General features: G+C 62.9%; 18 protein-coding genes and 1 tRNA gene. 11 read left to right on the forward strand and 8 right to left on the reverse strand.

The window, feature by feature from the left end:
• Positions 1-41: 41 nt before the first annotated feature.
• The gene (locus Syncc8109_RS10050) at positions 42-782 is read left to right on the forward strand and encodes a hypothetical protein (protein ID WP_006849775.1); all 741 of its coding nucleotides are present in this window, start codon (positions 42-44) and stop codon (positions 780-782) included.
• Between the two features lie 52 nt (positions 783-834).
• Here the strand turns inward: Syncc8109_RS10050 and psbD are convergent, their stop codons facing one another.
• Entirely contained in the window at positions 835-1,890 is a 1,056-nt protein-coding gene (gene psbD / locus Syncc8109_RS10055; RefSeq protein ID WP_006851499.1) for a photosystem II D2 protein (photosystem q(a) protein), read from the reverse strand.
• Between the two features lie 164 nt (positions 1,891-2,054).
• On the opposite strand from psbD, the gene Syncc8109_RS10060 reads away from it, so the two are divergent.
• From Syncc8109_RS10060 to Syncc8109_RS10075, 4 genes are all read left to right on the forward strand, one after another.
• Positions 2,055-2,318, forward strand: coding sequence for a hypothetical protein (locus tag Syncc8109_RS10060; protein WP_006850379.1), 264 nt, complete (start codon positions 2,055-2,057; stop codon positions 2,316-2,318).
• Positions 2,260-2,997 (forward strand): ABC transporter ATP-binding protein, encoded by a 738-nt coding sequence (locus tag Syncc8109_RS10065; RefSeq protein ID WP_369792013.1) that lies wholly within the window; start codon positions 2,260-2,262, stop codon positions 2,995-2,997. Before Syncc8109_RS10060 ends, Syncc8109_RS10065 begins: the two co-directional genes overlap by 59 nt.
• A gap of 16 nt (positions 2,998-3,013) precedes the next feature.
• Positions 3,014-3,085 (forward strand) — tRNA-Asn (locus tag Syncc8109_RS10070).
• Between the two features lie 280 nt (positions 3,086-3,365).
• Complete coding sequence (locus Syncc8109_RS10075) at positions 3,366-4,154, forward strand: response regulator transcription factor (RefSeq protein WP_006851206.1); 789 nt, start codon at positions 3,366-3,368, stop codon at positions 4,152-4,154.
• An 18-nt stretch (positions 4,155-4,172) separates the two neighbouring features.
• On the opposite strand, the gene Syncc8109_RS10080 is transcribed toward Syncc8109_RS10075, so the two are convergent.
• From Syncc8109_RS10080 to Syncc8109_RS10090, 3 genes are read right to left on the reverse strand one after another with little or no spacing between them, the layout of a single operon-like run.
• Positions 4,173-5,105 carry a DNA polymerase III subunit delta' gene (locus Syncc8109_RS10080; RefSeq protein WP_006851604.1) on the reverse strand — a complete coding sequence of 311 codons (933 nt, stop codon included), beginning with the start codon at positions 5,103-5,105 and terminating at the stop codon, positions 4,173-4,175.
• A gap of 5 nt (positions 5,106-5,110) precedes the next feature.
• Positions 5,111-5,740 carry a dTMP kinase gene (gene tmk / locus Syncc8109_RS10085; protein WP_006850854.1) on the reverse strand — a complete coding sequence of 210 codons (630 nt, stop codon included), beginning with the start codon at positions 5,738-5,740 and terminating at the stop codon, positions 5,111-5,113.
• A complete protein-coding gene (locus tag Syncc8109_RS10090) occupies positions 5,737-8,010 on the reverse strand; it encodes a cation-translocating P-type ATPase (RefSeq protein ID WP_045172811.1) in 2,274 nt (757 codons plus the stop codon). The genes tmk and Syncc8109_RS10090 overlap by 4 nt, the downstream gene beginning before the upstream one ends.
• Before the next feature lie 178 nt (positions 8,011-8,188).
• Here Syncc8109_RS10090 and Syncc8109_RS10095 point away from each other — a divergent pair, with 178 nt between their 5' ends.
• Positions 8,189-8,659, forward strand: coding sequence for a photosystem I assembly protein Ycf3 (locus Syncc8109_RS10095; protein WP_369792023.1), 471 nt, complete (start codon positions 8,189-8,191; stop codon positions 8,657-8,659).
• 1 nt (position 8,660) lies between these two features.
• Here Syncc8109_RS10095 and radA read toward each other — a convergent pair whose 3' ends face one another.
• Positions 8,661-10,058 (reverse strand): DNA repair protein RadA, encoded by a 1,398-nt coding sequence (radA, locus tag Syncc8109_RS10100; protein WP_006851231.1) that lies wholly within the window; start codon positions 10,056-10,058, stop codon positions 8,661-8,663.
• A 90-nt stretch (positions 10,059-10,148) separates the two neighbouring features.
• Here radA and rpaB point away from each other — a divergent pair, with 90 nt between their 5' ends.
• The 5 genes from rpaB to Syncc8109_RS10125 are packed head-to-tail and all read left to right on the forward strand — an operon-like array spanning position 10,149 to position 14,817.
• Positions 10,149-10,895 carry a response regulator transcription factor RpaB gene (rpaB, locus tag Syncc8109_RS10105; RefSeq protein WP_025362545.1) on the forward strand — a complete coding sequence of 249 codons (747 nt, stop codon included), beginning with the start codon at positions 10,149-10,151 and terminating at the stop codon, positions 10,893-10,895.
• The gene (gene plsX / locus Syncc8109_RS10110) at positions 10,876-12,195 is read left to right on the forward strand and encodes a phosphate acyltransferase PlsX (protein ID WP_025362546.1); all 1,320 of its coding nucleotides are present in this window, start codon (positions 10,876-10,878) and stop codon (positions 12,193-12,195) included. Before rpaB ends, plsX begins: the two co-directional genes overlap by 20 nt.
• A gap of 57 nt (positions 12,196-12,252) precedes the next feature.
• Complete coding sequence (locus Syncc8109_RS10115; RefSeq protein ID WP_006850808.1) at positions 12,253-13,242, forward strand: beta-ketoacyl-ACP synthase 3; 990 nt, start codon at positions 12,253-12,255, stop codon at positions 13,240-13,242.
• A gap of 28 nt (positions 13,243-13,270) precedes the next feature.
• Positions 13,271-14,167 (forward strand): ACP S-malonyltransferase, encoded by an 897-nt coding sequence (gene fabD / locus Syncc8109_RS10120; protein WP_006851642.1) that lies wholly within the window; start codon positions 13,271-13,273, stop codon positions 14,165-14,167.
• Positions 14,164-14,817, forward strand: a complete 654-nt coding sequence (locus tag Syncc8109_RS10125) for a 1-acyl-sn-glycerol-3-phosphate acyltransferase (RefSeq protein ID WP_006850262.1) — start codon at positions 14,164-14,166, stop codon at positions 14,815-14,817. The genes fabD and Syncc8109_RS10125 overlap by 4 nt, the downstream gene beginning before the upstream one ends.
• Here Syncc8109_RS10125 and Syncc8109_RS10130 read toward each other — a convergent pair.
• The 3 genes from Syncc8109_RS10130 to Syncc8109_RS10140 are packed head-to-tail and all read right to left on the reverse strand — an operon-like array spanning position 14,780 to position 16,226.
• On the reverse strand, positions 14,780-15,355 hold the full coding sequence (locus Syncc8109_RS10130) for a YdcF family protein (RefSeq protein ID WP_025362548.1): 576 nt from the start codon (positions 15,353-15,355) through the stop codon (positions 14,780-14,782). The two genes, Syncc8109_RS10125 and Syncc8109_RS10130, sit on opposite strands and share 38 nt — an antisense overlap.
• On the reverse strand, positions 15,355-15,978 hold the full coding sequence (gene tsaB, locus Syncc8109_RS10135) for a tRNA (adenosine(37)-N6)-threonylcarbamoyltransferase complex dimerization subunit type 1 TsaB (RefSeq protein ID WP_025362549.1): 624 nt from the start codon (positions 15,976-15,978) through the stop codon (positions 15,355-15,357). The genes Syncc8109_RS10130 and tsaB overlap by 1 nt, the downstream gene beginning before the upstream one ends.
• Positions 15,975-16,226, reverse strand: a complete 252-nt coding sequence (locus tag Syncc8109_RS10140; protein ID WP_025362550.1) for a Ycf34 family protein — start codon at positions 16,224-16,226, stop codon at positions 15,975-15,977. The genes tsaB and Syncc8109_RS10140 overlap by 4 nt, the downstream gene beginning before the upstream one ends.
• Positions 16,227-16,248: the final 22 nt, after the last annotated feature.

The following is a 16,248-nucleotide window of genomic DNA, read 5'->3' on the forward strand; positions in this document are numbered from 1 at the left end:
CGAAGTATGAGGCCGGAGTTCATCCACCCCACAAGCGAACCGTGATTAAGGAACCCACTACAGCAAATCCAAACCAGATCGGAATCATTCCGCTCACGCCACGATCGATCCGAAAGCTGCTATTGGCCATCACCGCAGGGCTATTGCTGGCCCACAGCGTCGTGCAAGTGGGCATTTACGGCTTCGGGGCGGAGAAACATTGGCTGGACAGCCTCAACATGGACCGCGAACTCAACCTGCCCACACTGTTCAGCAGCGCGCTGTTGCTGATGGCGGCACTGTTGATGCAACGACTGGGGCAGAGCAGCGATCGCATCGCTGCTCAGGACTGGCGTTTGCTGTCGAAGATTTTCATCTTTCTGGCACTCGACGAAGCCCTTCAGATCCACGAGATCCTTATCATTCCAGGGCTCAGGCACCAGGTGCACCCAGCTCTGGCATCTACCTGGGTGGTGCCCTATGCCGTCCTCGCCCTCATCCTCCTGTGGCGGTTTCGCCACTTCCTCGGCTCAATCTCGCCAGCAACGGCATCACGGTTGCTGCGATCAGGTGCCGTTTACATCGGCGGTGCCATCGGCATGGAAATGATCGGCAGCTTCGCCGTTCGATCCAGCCTGATCCGCCTGCATAGCCCCTGGTATGGCGCAATTACAGGTATGGAGGAAGCGTTGGAACTGCTTGGCATCATTCTGCTCATCGATGCACTGTTGCGAGCGCTGCTCGATCAACGCAACAGAATTGATTTCACCTTGCGTCTGGGACCTAATTCAGACAGCAACTGAACCAAAAAAAAACCGCCCGGTTGGGCGGTTGAAGGAACCATCGAACTTGCGTTCAGAGGGCATTACCACGGGGCAGAACCTCTTCAGGGAAGACGAAGTTTTCGTGCGGCTGGTCAGCCGGTGCCATCCAGGCACGCAGACCTTCATTCAGAAGGATGTTCTTGGTGTAGAAGGTCTCGAATTCGGGATCTTCTGCAGCGCGGATTTCCTGTGACACGAAGTCATAGGCGCGCAGGTTGAGGGCCAGGCCGATGATGCCGATGGAACTTGTCCACAGGCCCATCACAGGCACGAACAGCATGAAGAAGTGCAGCCAGCGCTTGTTGGAGAAGGCGATACCGAAGATCTGACTCCAGAAGCGGTTGGCGGTGACCATCGAATAGGTCTCTTCTTCCTGAGTGGGCTCGAACGCCTTGAAGGTGTTGGCCTGCTCACCGTCCTCAAACAGTGTGTTTTCCACGGTGGCGCCGTGAATGGCGCAGAGCAGTGCACCGCCGAGGATGCCGGCGACGCCCATCATGTGGAAGGGGTTCAGGGTCCAGTTGTGGAAGCCCTGGAGGAAGAGAAGGAAGCGGAAGATCGCAGCCACACCGAAGGAGGGCGCGAAGAACCAGCTGCTCTGGCCGAGGGGATACATCAGGAAGACACTGACGAACACCGCGATCGGACCGGAGAAGGCGATGGCGTTGTAAGGGCGGATGCCCACCAGACGAGCGATCTCGAACTGACGGAGCATGAAGCCGATCAGTGCGAAGGCGCCGTGCAGGGCCACGAAGGCCCAGAGGCCGCCGAGCTGGCACCAGCGAACGAAGTCACCTTGGGCTTCAGGGCCCCAGAGCAGCAGCAAGCTGTGACCCATCGCATCAGCGGGGGTGGACACAGCAGCGGTCAGGAAATTGCAACCTTCCAGGTACGAAGAGGCAATGCCGTGGGTGTACCAAGAGGTGACAAAGGTGGTGCCTGTCAGCCAGCCACCGATGGCCAGGTAGGCCGTTGGGAGGAGAAGGATGCCGGACCAGCCGACAAAAACGAAGCGGTCGCGCTTGAGCCAGTCATCGAGGACGTCAAACCATCCCCGCTGTGGCGCGCGTCCTACAGCGATCGTCATGAGAGGTACTTCATGATCCGTTACATGGCTGAGCCTAGGGGGTGATGGCCGAAATGTGGCGGCTCCCCACACCCTTTTCTTGGGGATGAGTAGAAATGCGCATTTTAAGACCGACAGGATGCCGGTCCCTCCGCGAAGATGACGCATCGCTTCTTTCCAACGCTGTGTACGTCATCGAACTGGCCCTGCGCATGAGTCCTGTCCCGGTGTCTGTTCAGCGCAAGGATCATGCAGATTCCGATGCGCTGTATCAGCAGATCCGCCAGGCCCTCGAGAACGGCCAACCGCGGCTGCTGGAGCTCACCTGCGAGAAAGTGGAAGGCAAGAAAGTAACGCTGCTGGTCAGTGAAGTTCTTGCCGTTCAGCTTTATGAGAAAGCTTCGGCAGCGGGTGGCAGCAAGCGTCCCGGCTTTTCCTTTGATTCCTGACAACTCGACCGCCGAACTATGCATTGAGGCCGTTAGCCACCGCTGGCCGAACGGCCAACAGGCCCTCAACCGTTGCAGCCTGGTCATTCCTGGCCCAGGCCTCTGGATGCTGGTGGGCAGCAACGGCAGCGGCAAAAGCACCCTGTTCCGCCTGATTTCAGGACTGCTCGAACCCCAGAGCGGACGAATCGCCTGCCGCACCAAAACGGCCTTGGTATTTCAGAACCCAGACCATCAGCTACTGCTCCCCAGTTGCGGCAGCGATCTGATGCTGGGCATGGACCCTGAAGGCCCCCAGCAGGACCGCCTGAGCACTGTGCGCGACCTGCTTCTCCAGCTTGGCCTCGCCCAGCTGGAGAAGCGGCCGATTCACAGCCTCAGCGGCGGCCAGAAACAACGCCTGGCCATTGCCGGAGCCCTGGCCAGTGACGCCGGGCTCCTGCTGCTGGATGAACCGACCGCCCTGCTCGATCCCAACAGCCAATCAACTGTTCTGAGCACCGTGCAACGGCTTTGCAAAGACCCCGTGAAGCCGATCACGGCGCTGTGGATAACCCACAGGCTTGGGGAATTGGCCTTCGCCGATGGCGCCGCCCGCATGCAAGACGGTCGGATTGGACCATGGACCCGGGGAACAGAACTGCAACGGCGCTTGCAGGGGGGCACATTCGAGGGTTAAGTTCTTCGGGTCTCATTCCTCGGTAGCTCAGCGGTAGAGCGGTCGACTGTTAATCGATTGGTCGCAGGTTCGAATCCCGCCCGGGGAGCTTTAAAGCCACAGCCCACGCTGTGGCTTTTTTTGATTAAAAGAGGAATTTCGTGACGGGTGATTGCCCGAAGCGGAAGACTTCCTAAACAGCCACCGGCAAAAGACAAGCAAAAAAACCTCCAGATCGCTCTTCCTGCAAGCGATCTGCGACAACCATGCCCCTGATGGCCTCCTTGTTGACAATCTGCAGACAGTTGAAAAGCTTGAGAGAATCAGTTCAGCGTTAATCCCTGCAGACAAGCGCTCTTTATTTCTCCAGCCGAATTGCCGCCGAACCGATGAAGCCCTGCATCCTGCTAATCGAAGATGACCAGGACATGCGCGACCTGGTGAGCGGCCACTTAGAGCACAGCGGCTTCGATGTGCAGCGCGCCGACGATGGCATCAAAGGTCAGGCCCTCGCATTGCAATACACCCCGGATCTGATCCTGCTGGATCTGATGCTGCCCAAAGTGGATGGCCTCACCCTGTGTCAGCGTCTGCGGCGCGATGACCGCACTGCTGGGATTCCGATCCTGATGCTCACGGCTCTCGGTGGAACCAAAGACAAGGTGAGCGGTTTCAATTCCGGAGCCGACGATTACCTGACCAAACCCTTCGACCTGGAGGAACTTCAGGTGAGGATCAAAGCCCTGCTGCGTCGTAGTGACCGAGCTCCTGTTGGAAGCAGCAACCACAACGAGATCCTCAGCTACGGGCCTCTCACCCTGGTGCCCGAGCGCTTTGAAGCCATCTGGTTTGATCAACCCGTTCGGCTCACGCACCTGGAGTTCGAACTGCTTCATTGCCTGCTGCAGCGACACGGTCAGACGGTGGCCCCCTCGTTGATCCTCAAGGAGGTGTGGGGCTACGAGCCCGATGACGACATCGAGGCCATTCGCGTGCACGTCAGACACCTGCGCACCAAGCTGGAACCCGATCCCCGCAAACCACGCTTCATCAAGACGGTGTACGGAGCGGGCTATTGCCTGGAACTGCCCGCCAGCACCCAGATGGATGGCCTGGAGGACGTGGTGGCCATGGCACGCGAAGAGCGCAAACAGCAAGGCGATCGAGCCTCGGCTTAATCGCCGTTAATGCACTTATTAGACAGATGCCGTGAGGTCCAGCAACGCCACTTCCCAGGCTAATCGCGGCTGAACGAATGAAAGCAGCTGGCCCCGCAGCCTGTCCAAGCGCTTGAGGCTTGAGGCGGAACTGCCGGAGTTCCAAAGCCGGTGTTGCCACCAGCCAATCAACCAAAGCTGCTGCTCGCCATCGAGGGCTTCGCAGAGATCGCGTGCCAACGCCAGTGCATCCATTGGAGTGACGGGAAGCGAATCGAGGCGCTGAACCAACTGCTCGGGCAGACCAGCCAGGCTGCGGCGATGGTCGATTAGGGCGCCTGGAGACCCGGCAGCCAAGGCCAGAAGTTCCGGCGAATCTTGAGAGGTTGCATCGGTGCGCTCGAGCACCTGAGCCATGGCCTCGGGGTTGAGCCGAAGGAAACGGATCAACTGACAGCGGGAGCGAATTGTGCTGAGCAACCGCTCAGGGGCTGACGTCAACAGAATCAGCACCCCATGGCCGGGTTCCTCCAGCGTTTTCAACAGGGCATTGGCCGCAGCTTCCGCCATCGCCTCAGCAGCCTCAATCACAACCATCCCGCGCTTCGCCTCCACCGGCTGACGGGCCAAACAGCGTCCGATGTCGCGGATCTGCTCCAGGCGCAACTGGGGCGGAGTGCGGCGGCTGAGTCCCGCCTCCTCGGCTTCGGCGCGGGTCAGCAAACGGCCCTGATGCTGATAGGTGGGTTCCACCCAGAGCAGGTCGGGGTGATTGCGTTCCAGCAGGCGTCGACGTTCCCGCGACGAGGGCTGACCATCGGCCAGCAGTCCCTCCAGAAAACGCACTGCCGCCAACTGACGTCCTACCCCCTCAGGGCCGGCAAAGAGGTAGGCCGGGGCAACGCGTTCCTGGGCTAGGGCCGCCGAAAGCAGATCAACGGCGAGGGACTGGCCGATCAGATCCCCGAACATCGCGCTCAAGCCAGACGCTCCTGAAACTGACGTTCCAGAGCAGCACGAACAGCACTGGCTGACTGATCTGCAGCGACAGCGCACCAGGAGCGCTGCCGGGCTAACTCGGCAAAACCCTGTGCAACCCGCTCCAGGAATGCGGCTCCCTCGGCTTCGATTCGGTCCTCTTTGTCCCCGAGACGGCGCTGCAGGCTCTCTTGAACGGAAAGGCGCAGCCAGAGGGTGAGATCGGGCTGCAGCCCCGTGGTGGCGATCCGTTCGAGCCGCTGAATCAAGTCCCGATCCAACCCACGGCCATAGCCTTGATAGGCAAGGGTCGATCCCGAGAAACGATCGCTGATCACCCAATCACCACGCTCAAGAGCAGGACGGATCAGCGTTTCAACATGCTGAGCCCGATCGGCGGCATACAGCAACAGTTCAGCGGTGGGAGCTGGTGCCTCCTGGTCTGCCGTGTGCAGCAGGAGTTCACGGATCGAGCGCCCCAGGGGAGTGCCTCCGGGCTCACGGGTGCAGACCACAGCAGCGCCCTTCGGCATCAGACCGCTGTTGGGCAACCACTCGATCAGATGCTGGATCTGCGTGGTCTTGCCGCAGCCGTCGATGCCCTCCAGAACAATGAAGCGACCTGTCATGGCAAACGAAGAGCCAGAGCGTTGAGCACTACAGTGATCGAACTCAGGGCCATCAAAAGCGCTGCTAATGGAGGCGACAGCAGCACCCCATGGCTGGGGAGCAGGGCACCGGCGGCCACTGGGAGAACTATGAGGTTGTAACCGAAGGCCCAGAACAGGTTCTGCCGCACCTTCACCAGGGTGCGGCGCGCCAGGCTGAGGGCTTCGGGCAGATTGTCGAGCCGATCGCCGAGCAACACCAAACCAGCGGAGTCCTGCGCGATCTGGGTTCCAGTGCCAATGGCAATCCCAAGATCAGCCGCGGCCAGGGCCGGCGCATCGTTGATGCCGTCGCCCACCATTGCCACCCTCTCCCCCTGCCGCAGCTGCTCGAGGCGCTGCAACTTCTGTTCCGGCAGCATCTGCCAGCCCAGATCCTTGGCGGCAAAGCCCAGCTGCTGACCAAGGCGCTGCACAGCCGCCTGCCGATCACCACTGAACACCGAAAGCGCCAGACCGTGAGAGCGAAGGCGTTGCAACGCCGGAGCAACATCCGGGCGCAGCTGATCCTCGATCTGCACCAGGCCCACCAGGACAGCTCCCACAGCCACAGCCACCACCGAGCCTTCAGCGGCAGAGAGCCAGTCCTGGGCGGTGGGGGCGATGGCAACACCCTGCTCCTCCAACCAGTCGGGCTTGCCAACACGCACCTGAGCCGATGCACCCTCCACCTGGCCCTCCAGGCCCAGGCCGGAGACAGTGCGAACGTCCTCGCAGTTCAGTAGCGCGAGCTCCCGGCGCTGGGCCTCCTGCAGCAGGGCGTAGGCCAAGGGATGGCGGCTGCTTTGCTCCAAGCTGGCCGCGAGCTGCAACAAATGATCCGGGTCATCACCGTACACATCGGTCACGAGGGGACGACCCAAGGTGAGGGTGCCGGTCTTGTCGAAGACCACATGCTCCAAACCGGCGGCGGTTTCGATCACATCACCACCGCGGAACAGCCAGCCGCGCCGTGCTGCCAAGCCGGTGGCCACCGTGATCACAGTGGGGGTCGCCAAACCGAGGGCACAGGGGCAGGCGACCACCAGCACGGCGATTGACAGTTGCAGGGCCAGACCCATCGGAGTGCTGGCTCCACTGCCCAAGCCGCCGTGATGCATCCCATGGCCATGGGACATCTCATGGGTCATGGGCATCCCAGGTGCTGACGCCTGCAGAACCTCAGGCCAGTGTTCAGCGCCGAACAACCACCAGAACAAAAACGTGGCGAGGGCCAAGCCGATCACGCCGTAGCAAAAACGGCCTGCCACACGATCGGCCAGGCCCTGGATGGGGGCCCGACGGGCCTGGGCCTGCTCCACCAGACGAATGATCCGGGCCAGGGCGGTTTCGGCACCAACACGGGTGACCTTCAAAACCAGGGTTGACTCCAGATTGAGGCTGCCGGAGGACAACTCCGTGCCGGGCTCCGCCTGCAGCGGCAGGGGCTCACCGGTGATGCTTGACACATCAACGGCCGAGGCCCCCTCAAGCACCACCCCATCCACTGGAATGCGGTCACCGGCCAGCAGCTGCACGGTTTCACCGGGCCTGAGAGCGCCAACGCGCACCTCACGAATCGCCCCGTCGCTCAACAACAGGCGCGCGGTGTCCGGCTGGAGCTCAGCCAGCTGCTGCAGGGCCTGACCGGTCCGGAAACGGGCCCGTTCCTCCAGGAAACGTCCCAGCAGAACGAACCCCAGCAACATCACCGGTTCATTGAAAAAGCAGGGCCAACCCACCTGGGGCCAAACCAAGGCCACCAGGCTGGCCACATAGGCACTGCTCACCCCCAGGCCCACTAGGGAATCCATGCTGGGGGCCCCTGCACGAGCGGCCGCAACACCACCCACCAGGATCGGACGACCCGGCCCCAGCAGAGCCACCGTTGCCAGCGTGGCGTGAAAAGGCAGGCTGCCGATCAAGGGAAGCGACAGGTGACCTGCCTCGCTGAGATGCCCCAGCACCGACAGCAACAGCAGCACCAGGGCCACCATCAGCTGTCGCCATTGCTGCCACCAGCCCGGCAGCGCCTGCCTGGCAGCCACCGCTCCGATCGGGGCATCCAGGGAACGCTCCTTGGCTGGAAAGCCCCTGTCTGCCAGGGCTTTCAAGACACCATCCACATCAATCTCACCGGCAGTGAGATCGAGCCAGGCAGAGCGACTGACCAGATTCACATCGGCACGCTGAACACCAGGCTGATCCAGCAAGGTGGTTTCCACAGCGCGGACGCAACCGCCGCATTTCATCCCTTCCACATCCAGGACGACGGTCTGAACCGAAGGGCTCACAGGTGTTTACGCAACAGGGATCTTTACGAGCAGGCTAGGTCGGGCTCCGGTCCCGTCAGGATGGGGGTCCGTCCGCCGGAGCGCCGTGCCCCGCAGCAACCGCAACGACAACTTCATTGACAAGAGCTTCACGGTGATGGCGGACCTGATCGTCAAGCTGTTGCCGATCAATGCCCGCTCTAAAGAGGCCTACGTCTATTACCGGGATGGCCTCTCCGCCCAGAACGACGGTGACTACGCCGAAGCGCTGGAGAACTACGAGGAGGCCCTGAAGCTTGAGGAGAACTCCACCGACCGGAGCGAAACCCTCAAGAACATGGCCATCATCTACATGTCCAACGGCGAGGAGGAGCGGGCGATCGAGACCTACCGCAAGGCACTCGAGGAAAACCCGAACCAGCCCTCCTGCCTGAAGAACATGGGACTGATCTACGAGAAGTGGGGCCGCATCGCCGAGGAAGGCGGTGAGCAGGACGCAGCGGATCGCTGGTTTGACCAGGCCGCTGACGTCTGGACCCAGGCCGTGCGCCTCAATCCCGGCGGTTATCTGGATATCGAGAACTGGCTGAAGTCCACGGGCCGCAGCAACGTCGACGTTTACTTCTGAATCAGTCCTGGTCGGGCTGCACGGCATCACCGAGCGCCAACACCAGGGCCTCGGTGACGCTGTCGGCCTCCAGAAGAGCAAGATCCAAACCAGAGGCCAGATCGCCCAAGCCACTGCCCCGGGGGACGACGGCCCGCTGGAACCCCAGCCGGGCAGCTTCCTGGAGCCGAAGCTCCAGCTGACCCACAGGGCGCAACTGCCCCCCCAAACCAAGCTCGCCGATCAAGACCGTGCCCGCAGGCAGGGTGAGATCTCTGAAGCTGGCCACCACCGCTGCAGCCACCCCAAGATCCGCCGCAGGTTCCTCCACCTCCAAGCCACCGGCAACGGCCAGGTAGCAGTCGAAGCGGGAGAGCGGCAGTCCCATGTGCTTCTCCAGCACCGCGAGGATCTGGTGCAAACGGTTGGTGCCGATCCCTGTCGCCGTACGTCGCGGACTGGCATAGCTGGTGACATTCACCAAGGCCTGCAGATCCACCACCAACGAGCGGGTGCCCTCACAGGCCACGATCGTAGCGACACCGGAGGCGCGGGCATCGCTGAGGAACAGCTCGCTGGGGTTGCCCACCTCGGCCAGGCCACCGCTTTGCATCTCAAACAAACCCAACTCATGGGTTGCACCGAAGCGGTTCTTGACGGCCCGCAGCAGGCGATGACTGGCGAAGCGGTCTCCCTCAAAGGTGAGCACCGCATCCACGAGGTGTTCCAACACCTTCGGGCCGGCCAACATGCCTTCTTTGGTGACGTGGCCCACCAACAACAATGAGATGTTCTGGCGTTTCGCCAGCCGTTGCAGGGCCGCCGCACATTCACGCACCTGACCGACGGACCCCGGCGCACTTGTGAGGTTGGCGTCATGCAACGCCTGAATGCTGTCGATGATCGCCACAGCGGGGCGCAGGGCCTCCAGCTCCTCCAGCACCAGTTCCAGATCGGTTTCGGCCAGCAACTGCAGCTCCGATGCCCCCCCGGCAAGCCGCTGCCAGCGCAGCTTCACCTGCTGCGCTGATTCCTCAGCACTGACATAGAGCACTGATGCACCGGCCGCCATTGCTGAGGCGCTCTGCAGCAGCAATGTGCTCTTACCGATGCCCGGATCACCTCCCACCAGCACCAGCGAACCGGGAACCAGACCACCACCCAGAACGCGATCAAATTCCGCCGACCCGGTTGCCAGCCGCTGCAGCGGCTGATCCTCCAACGAGGCCATGGCCGTGGACCGTCGCGGGGCAGCGGCCTGCTCCGGATCCGGAGCACTGCGGCGGCGACGGCCATCGTCGGCGGGCTGGGATTGCTCCACCAACGAATTCCAGCTGCCGCACTCCGGGCAACGGCCGAAAAACTGTCGGGCACGGGCTCCGCAGACCTGACAGATGAAAACAGCGGTGGACTTGGGCACTGCGAACTGTGAAGAAAGTTGCCGTTGAATGAACGAAGCGGGGGGCTGCCCTTTTATTTGTGGCGAGAAGTGACTAACGCCTCGGTGCCCATGACGGCCACGGCTCCCACCAAGGAAACGATCCTCGTGGTCGACGACGAGGCATCGATCCGACGGATCCTGGAAACCCGTTTGTCAATGATCGGGTACAACGTCGTGACTGCCTGCGACGGCACGGAAGCTCTGGAATTGTTCCCCACCTGCACGCCCGACCTGGTGGTGCTTGACGTGATGATGCCAAAGCTTGACGGCTACGGCGTCTGCCAGGAGCTGCGCAAGGAATCCGACGTTCCCATCGTGATGCTGACGGCCCTCGGCGACGTGGCTGACCGGATCACCGGGCTTGAGCTCGGTGCCGATGACTATGTGGTGAAGCCCTTCAGCCCGAAGGAGCTGGAAGCCCGCATCCGCTGCGTGCTGCGCCGGGTCGAGAAGGAGCAGGTGGCGGGCATTCCCAACTCCGGCGTGATCCAGGTCAGCGACCTGCGCATCGACACCAATAAACGCCAGGTGTTCCGCGGCGATGAACGCATCCGCCTAACGGGGATGGAATTCAGCCTGTTGGAACTGCTGGTGAGCCGTTCCGGCGAACCGTTCAACCGCGGCGAAATCCTCAAAGAGGTGTGGGGTTATACCCCGGAGCGCCATGTGGACACCCGGGTGGTTGATGTTCATATCTCCCGTCTGCGCTCCAAATTGGAGGATGATCCTGCCAATCCCGAGTTGATCCTCACAGCTCGGGGCACCGGCTACCTGTTCCAGCGCATCGTCGATTCCGTTGCCTCCGAAGGACCCTGATCCCACCCCGGCCCCTCAGCCGCGGCATAAGACCACCCGTCCTCGGGCGATCCGTCGCCTGGTGATTTGGTATCGGCGCAACGCCGCCGTCACAACCATCGTTGATGGCGCTACCAGCTCAGCAACGGCAGCGGGTTCGATGGCCGGCAACGTGGCGGAAACCGTTGTCTCCGGAGCTGGAACGGTGGCCAGCAGCGTGCTCCAACCGCTGGTGTTTGATCCCCTGCGCTGGCTGCAAGGGGGCACCGACACCGATGAGATCGACGATGCGGAGCGCCTCTGGGTAGCCGTGGATGGCATGGGCGGTGACCATGCGCCGGGACCGATCCTGGAGGGATGCCTGGACGCCATTGACCGGCTGCCGCTGAAGATCCGCTTCGTGGGGGAGATCGACCGGGTGATGGCTGCCGCCAACAGCCTCGGCCTACGCGAAGCCTTGGAGAGTGCGCGTGCCGCAGGACATATGGACCTGGTGGCCAGTGGGCCCTCCATCGGCATGGATGACGAAGCCACCGCGGTGCGGCGCAAACGGGACGCCAGCATCAATGTGGCCATGGACCTAGTGAAAAAAGGCGAGGCCGGGGCGGTGTACTCCGCCGGCAATTCCGGGGCGGTAATGGCCTCGGCGATTTTTCGACTGGGACGGCTGAAGGGCATCGACCGCCCCGCCATCGGTGCGCTGTTCCCCACCAAGGATCCAGGCAAGCCGGTATTGGTGCTCGATGTGGGCGCCAACATGGACTGCAAACCCACCTACTTGCACCAGTTCGCCCTGCTGGGGAACATCTACAGCCGGGATGTGCTGCAGGTGAAACGGCCACGCATCGGCCTGCTGAACATTGGCGAGGAGGAGTGCAAGGGGAACGATCTCTCCTTAAAGACTCACGAATTGCTGCGGGACGAATCCAGGCTCCACTTCGCCGGAAACTGCGAAGGCCGGGATGTGCTTTCGGGCGACTTCGATGTGGTGGTCTGCGATGGATTCACCGGCAATGTGCTGCTGAAGTTCCTGGAGTCCGTCGGCAGTGTTCTGCTGGGGGTGCTGCGGGCGGAGTTGCCCCGAGGGCGTCGCGGCAAGGTGGGATCAGCTTTTCTGCGCAGCAACCTGAAGCGCATTAAGAAGCGGCTCGACCATGCCGAGCACGGTGGTGCTCTGCTACTGGGCGTGAACGGCATTTCCGTGATTGGCCACGGCAGCAGCAAGGCCCTCTCGGTGGTCAGTGCCCTGCGCATTGCCCACTCCGCAGCCAGCCATGGGGTGATGGAGGATCTCGCCACGCTGCAACAAGGTTGTGATTGACTGACGCGACGTCAATCAACCTCCGCATTGGTCGAGCCGCTCAGCACAACCAGAGGAGTGTTGTTCCGAGGGTCTGGCAGCGCGACGCCCAGCCGCTCGATCAGCAACGCAGAGCTTGGCCAACGGGTTGAGACGAGTGACGAATGGATCCGCAGCCGCACCGGTATTGCCGCGCGACGGGTGGTCAACTGCGACGAATCCCTAGCGGAACTGAGCGGACTGGCGGCGGAACGAGCTTTGGAGATGGCCGGTTGGTCGGCCGACAGCCTCGATCTCATCCTGTTGGCCACCTCCACCCCTGACGACCTGTTCGGTTCGGCTCCAAGGCTGCAGGCGCGCCTCGGCGCCACCCATGCCGCGGCCTTTGATCTCACCGCTGCCTGCAGCGGCTTTCTCTTCGCCGTTGTGACCGCCGCCCAGTACCTGCGCAGTGGAGCGATGCGCCGCATTCTCGTGGTGGGAGCCGATCAACTCAGCCGCTGGGTGAACTGGGACGATCGACGCTCCTGCGTTCTTTTCGGTGATGCGGCCGGTGCCGTGGTGCTGGAGGCCTCGGAGAACGGCCAGGACGATCTCGTTGAATTCCTGTTGCGCTCCGATGGCAGCCGTGGCGAAGTTCTCCAGCTGCCCCAGGTGAACCAGCGCCAGCCCCTGGTGGGGGACGCCAGCCATCAGTGCGGCGGCTTCGACCCCATCCAGATGAACGGGCAGGAGGTCTACAAATTCGCTGTGCGCGAGGTGCCGGCGATTCTCGAGAAGCTGCTTGCTCAGGGTGGTGTCCCCGCAGATTCCCTGGATTGGCTGCTCCTGCATCAGGCCAACCAGCGCATCCTTGATGCCGTGGCGGATCGCTTCTCGGTGCCCTCCGAAAAAGTGCTCAGCAACCTGGCTTACTACGGCAACACCTCGGCAGCCACCATTCCCCTGATGCTGGATGAGGCCGTGCGCGATGGACGCATCCAACCCGGCCACCGCATCGCCAGCAGCGGATTCGGCGCGGGATTGAGCTGGGGTGCAGCCCTCTTCCGCTGGAGCGGGCCCGCCTAATCTCCGGCACGATCAGCACAACACAGCAATGGCGATCGCCTGGGTCTTTCCCGGTCAGGGCTCTCAAAAAGTGGGCATGGCAGAAGCGCTGCTCAGCATCGAAGGCAGTCGCGAGCGTTTCGCCATGGCCTCCGAGCTGCTGGGGCGCGACCTGCTGGCGATCTGCCAGGGGGATAGCGGCGGTGGTGATGGACCGGATGACCTCAACGACACCCGCAACACCCAGCCCGCCCTATTCGTGATCGAATCGGTGCTGGCCGACAACCTTCAGCAGCAGGGCCGCGAGCCTGCGCTGGTGGCCGGCCACAGCCTGGGCGAGCTGGTTGCTCTTTACAGCGCAGGAGTGTTTGGGCTGGAGACCGGTCTGCAGCTGATGAAAACCCGCTCAGAACTGATGGCGAACGCCGGGGGCGGTGCCATGACGGCCGTGATCGGCTTCGATCGCGCTCAGCTGGACGACCTGGTGGCCGCCACGGAGGGCGTCAGCATCGCCAACGACAACAGCGATGCTCAGGTGGTGATCTCTGGCTCTCCAGAGGCCGTGGAAAGCGTGAGTGGAGCCCTGAAATGCAAGCGCGCCATCCCTCTGGCTGTCTCCGGAGCCTTCCACTCCCCATTCATGGCGGAGGCTGCTGATCGCTTCGCCGCCGAGCTGGACAACGTGCCCTTCCTGGATGCCCGTGTTCCGGTGCTCAGCAACAGTGCCGGCAGCGCTAGCACCAGTGCGGACGAGCTCAAACAGCGCCTGAAGCAGCAGATGACCACCGGCGTGCGCTGGCGTGAAACCATGTCGGTCATGACCGACAGCGGCGTGGACACCCTGGTGGAAATCGGTCCAGGCAACGTGCTCAGCGGCCTGGCCAAACGCAGCATGAGCGGGGTCACCACCGCCCAGATCTCCGGGGCTGGAGACCTCGGACAGTGAGTCAGTCCAGCCTCGTTCGCACCCCCAAGCCGAACCTCACCTACCGCCTGGTCAGCAGCCTGCTGGTGTTCCCGGTCTTCCGCTTGCTGTTCCGGGGATCAACCGCCGGCAACAACCGAGTGCCCATGCAAGGCCCCCTCGTGGTGGTGGCCAACCATGGCTCGCACATGGACCCGCCCCTGCTTGGCCATGCCCTGGGGCGCCCCGTGGCCTTCATGGCCAAGGCGGAACTGTTCGGCATCCCGCTGCTAGGCCGCGTAATCCGAGCCTGTGGTGCCTACCCCGTGCGACGGGGTGCCAGCGATCGTGAAGCGATCCGCACCGCCACGGCTCGCCTCGAAGAAGGCTGGGCCACGGGTGTGTTTCTGGACGGCACCCGACAGAGCGACGGCCGGGTCAACAACCCACTCCCCGGAGCGGCCCTGCTGGCGGCTCGCACAGGAGCACCGCTGCTGCCGGTGGCCATCTGCAACAGCCACCGCGCCTTGGGCAGCGGGCGCTGCTGGCCGCGCCTGGTGCCGATTCAGCTGCGCATCGGCGACCCCATCCCAGCCCCGTCCAGTCGCCGCAGGCCTGATCTAGATGCCGCCACTGCTTTGCTTCAGGAACGCATCAACGCTCTGCTGGATCAGGGTCCGCAGCATCCCTGAGGTCGCGACCGGTAATCACCCAGGCCACCGCGCGAAGCCAATCACTCCATTGCTTGAAGTGCCCCTCCTGGACGCAGTCCTCGCGGCAGGCCACAGGAACGCCGGTGAGCTGAATTCCGCGACTGCCGGCCACCACCTGGCCCACCGCCATGGAGCGGGGCAGGTGGTCTTCGCTGGTCACCAGCAGGACATGGCGAACGCCATCCGCCTGCAGCTCATCCACCACAGACGTGAAATTGCTGAGGGTGTCACGGGCTCGGTAATCCAGGGTGACGCGGTCGGGATTGAAGCGCTCCTCACTGAGCATCCATTCGGCATACTCACGGTTGCTGCCGCCGCTCACCAGCAGGGGTAGATCGAGCTGACGCGCCAACCGGGCACCCATTCGTTCCCGGTCGACATCCCCCCCGAGCACCAGCACCAGCTGGGGCGGGCTGCGATCCAAAAGAGCCCGCCGATAGGGCGACAGCGGGCCGGGCCCCAGCAGCCAGGCCATGAGACCAGCTCCCAGCAGCAGCCCTGTACGCACGCCCGCCATCAGACCTGTCCAACAGGTGAGGTGGGGTAAATCGGCAGGACCTCAGCCCAGGGCATCGCAGCCCCGGCGGCATGGCTGCGATGCAACAGCTGCAGCAACCGCGCCACATCCGATTTCACATCCAGCTGCACCTCAACAGCGGGCTGGGGTGATGCCCCCTGAGGCAGCAAGGTCGGCAGGCTGAGTTCGTGAACCTGCCCGGCCGTGAGCCGGTACTGACCACCCACCACCCCCCGCCGGGGTAACTCCTGGGTGATCCAAAACGGTTCCCCCTGCATGGCTTGGGGCAGTTGCCGCTCCAGGCGTGGGGCCATCAGGGCGTAGCTGCTCACCCCCAGCAGGGGGCAATCCAGCTGTTGCGCCAGGGTGCGGGCCATCACCACCGTGAGGCGGGTGCCGGTGAAGCCGCCGGGTCCCGTCGCGACGGCAAGGCCCTGCAACTGGGGCCAACGCTCCGGCGGGAGGAGCGCCTGAACCCGCGCAATCAAACTGTTGGACAGGCCCCGGCCTTCCGGATGGACCTGCACCAGGGGCTCTGCCCCAGGCTGCTGGGGATCCAGCAGCGCCATGCCAAAGAAGTCGGAACAGCTGTGCAGGGCGAGCAGCAGTGGCGGAGCCGTCATCGGGGCAACTCCTGCCCAGGACGGCAACGCTGCCACCGCCCTGGATCCGCCTTGAAGCTAGAGCAGGAACGCACATCCCACTCAATCCCGGCCTGACCATCGGGGAGATCCATCACCGACACGTGTATGCGGGGCGCATCTGGCTCAAAATCCGGGGTCTGAGACAGATGCGGGACACCATGCTGGCGCTCAACTGCGTGATAGGCCTGACAACGGTCGACCCAGCTGCAATCCACGCAGATGCACATGCCTCCCGAGGCCGTTCACTCT

This window comes from Synechococcus sp. WH 8109 (genome assembly GCF_000161795.2).
In the GTDB taxonomy this organism is placed as follows: domain Bacteria; phylum Cyanobacteriota; class Cyanobacteriia; order PCC-6307; family Cyanobiaceae; genus Parasynechococcus.

Excerpts from the sequence above, each read along its gene's own strand:
- Syncc8109_RS10130 (WP_025362548.1), bottom strand. The coding sequence starts at position 15,355 with ATGGCGGGCGTGCGTACAGGGCTGCTGCTGGGAGCTGGTCTCATGGCC.
- Syncc8109_RS10080 (WP_006851604.1), bottom strand. The coding sequence starts at position 5,105 with ATGTTCGGGGATCTGATCGGCCAGTCCCTCGCCGTTGATCTGCTTTCG.
- psbD (WP_006851499.1), bottom strand. The coding sequence starts at position 1,890 with ATGACGATCGCTGTAGGACGCGCGCCACAGCGGGGATGGTTTGACGTC.
- tsaB (WP_025362549.1), bottom strand. The coding sequence starts at position 15,978 with ATGACGGCTCCGCCACTGCTGCTCGCCCTGCACAGCTGTTCCGACTTC.
- Syncc8109_RS10065 (WP_369792013.1), top strand. The coding sequence starts at position 2,260 with ATGAGAAAGCTTCGGCAGCGGGTGGCAGCAAGCGTCCCGGCTTTTCCT.
- Syncc8109_RS10095 (WP_369792023.1), top strand. The coding sequence starts at position 8,189 with ATGGCGGACCTGATCGTCAAGCTGTTGCCGATCAATGCCCGCTCTAAA.
- tmk (WP_006850854.1), bottom strand. The coding sequence starts at position 5,740 with ATGACAGGTCGCTTCATTGTTCTGGAGGGCATCGACGGCTGCGGCAAG.
- rpaB (WP_025362545.1), top strand. The coding sequence starts at position 10,149 with ATGACGGCCACGGCTCCCACCAAGGAAACGATCCTCGTGGTCGACGAC.
- Syncc8109_RS10090 (WP_045172811.1), bottom strand. The coding sequence starts at position 8,010 with ATGAAATGCGGCGGTTGCGTCCGCGCTGTGGAAACCACCTTGCTGGAT.
- fabD (WP_006851642.1), top strand. The coding sequence starts at position 13,271 with ATGGCGATCGCCTGGGTCTTTCCCGGTCAGGGCTCTCAAAAAGTGGGC.
- Syncc8109_RS10140 (WP_025362550.1), bottom strand. The coding sequence starts at position 16,226 with ATGTGCATCTGCGTGGATTGCAGCTGGGTCGACCGTTGTCAGGCCTAT.
- Syncc8109_RS10075 (WP_006851206.1), top strand. The coding sequence starts at position 3,366 with ATGAAGCCCTGCATCCTGCTAATCGAAGATGACCAGGACATGCGCGAC.